Origin of the sequence: Microcoleus sp. B7-D4 (assembly GCF_036705125.1) — a bacterium.
Classification (GTDB): Bacteria; Cyanobacteriota; Cyanobacteriia; order Cyanobacteriales; family Microcoleaceae; genus Microcoleus.
The window spans coordinates 1-1,252 of sequence record NZ_JAUBTT010000265.1 but is presented as its reverse complement, the minus strand read 5'-3'; the positions used below and the strand labels follow the sequence as shown (position 1 = coordinate 1,252).

The window sequence follows — 1,252 nt, the reverse complement described above, 5'->3', positions numbered from 1 at the left end:
AATTTGCAATGCGCCACGAGTTGTAGGACAAAAACTTACAATCTGCGGGCGATGCGTTTTGAGTTAGACGCTTGCCTGTTTTTAAATCGTGCAAGCTAATTGTTTTCCGGTACGGGTCTTTCTTCGTTGGAGATTCTTGCCAACCGCCAACGTAACAAAATCCGTATTTAGGGTGCTTGACGACTGAACCGCGCTTAAACCCCACACTCAAAGTGCCGCCATAACGGGGGCGAATATGACCTGTGGAATGCTGCAAGCGATGGAGTTGTCTGCGATGAAACTCAAGAGAGATTACTTCTATTAGCTTGGTATTGTCGGGTTGAGTATGCCCGCCCACGTACCAATTAGCCAATACCCAAGAATCAACGCAGTGAGCCTCAAACTTGTTTGATAGCTTCTGTTTTGATTTTTTAAGTCCAAGTTCTTGACGCAGGTTGTAAGTATCATTGCCCGATTTAATCTCAAGATGGGCAATCTTTCTAAGCTCAGAGTAAAACCAGTGCTTGCCAACCTCTAAAGGACTAAACGATACGTTCCACTTACGTCCGTTTTTCCACGTTCGCGCTTTGATGTCCTCCACAACAAATGTTGATATCGGAAACATCAACGTTAGCCAGTTAACTATCCTTAACTTCCACTGCCATCTCGCCTTAGTAGATGGAGGGAGCCGATTTTTGTTAACCAACCTGTTAGCTCGGTTTTGACGGCACGGTGTGTTCCGAAACCGCCGAGCACGTCGCATATTTCGCCTTACTTCAACATGGTCTTTTACCCAATCAATTGCATGGGTCTGGATGTTTAAGTAGGTATGCGATTTGGATTTAATGGTAAATCCTTCGCGTTTGCTACCTGGATCGATGCCAACCGCTATGGGTTGATAGTTGTGGCTTGAAGGTTCTATATTCAATCGAACACAAAATACCCCCTTTTTCCAGAATGGTGTTGCCTTACCTGACTTAATCCAGCGCTTAGCGCGGCTTGAGGTAGTCGGCATTAACGGTCTATTTTCACTGTTTACAACGGGTACAAACATTTAGGGTAAGTCCTATCTATAGGTATATATTTCCCTTCGCCACTGGCACATCCGAGCGGTTAAAAACTAGGGAGGCATTCTTAACGTCCGGTGGGATAGCACTCCCAGATGGCTCAGTTTGTCTTAAAGACGCAGGCTAGACACTGTTTTAGTCTTGAATTAAGAAGACGGTGAATCTTCCTCTTTCAAGCCCCATGCCTTTAGGCTGGGGTTAGTGAC

Annotated in this window: 1 protein-coding gene; it reads right to left on the bottom strand. The window is 45.4% G+C overall.

Annotated elements, in window-relative coordinates; all coding sequences use genetic code 11:
* Positions 1–994, bottom strand: a 994-nt coding sequence (locus tag QUB12_RS37380) for an RRXRR domain-containing protein (protein ID WP_333311129.1), incomplete at its 3' end; no start/stop codon positions are given.
* Positions 995–1,252 lie beyond the last annotated feature (258 nt).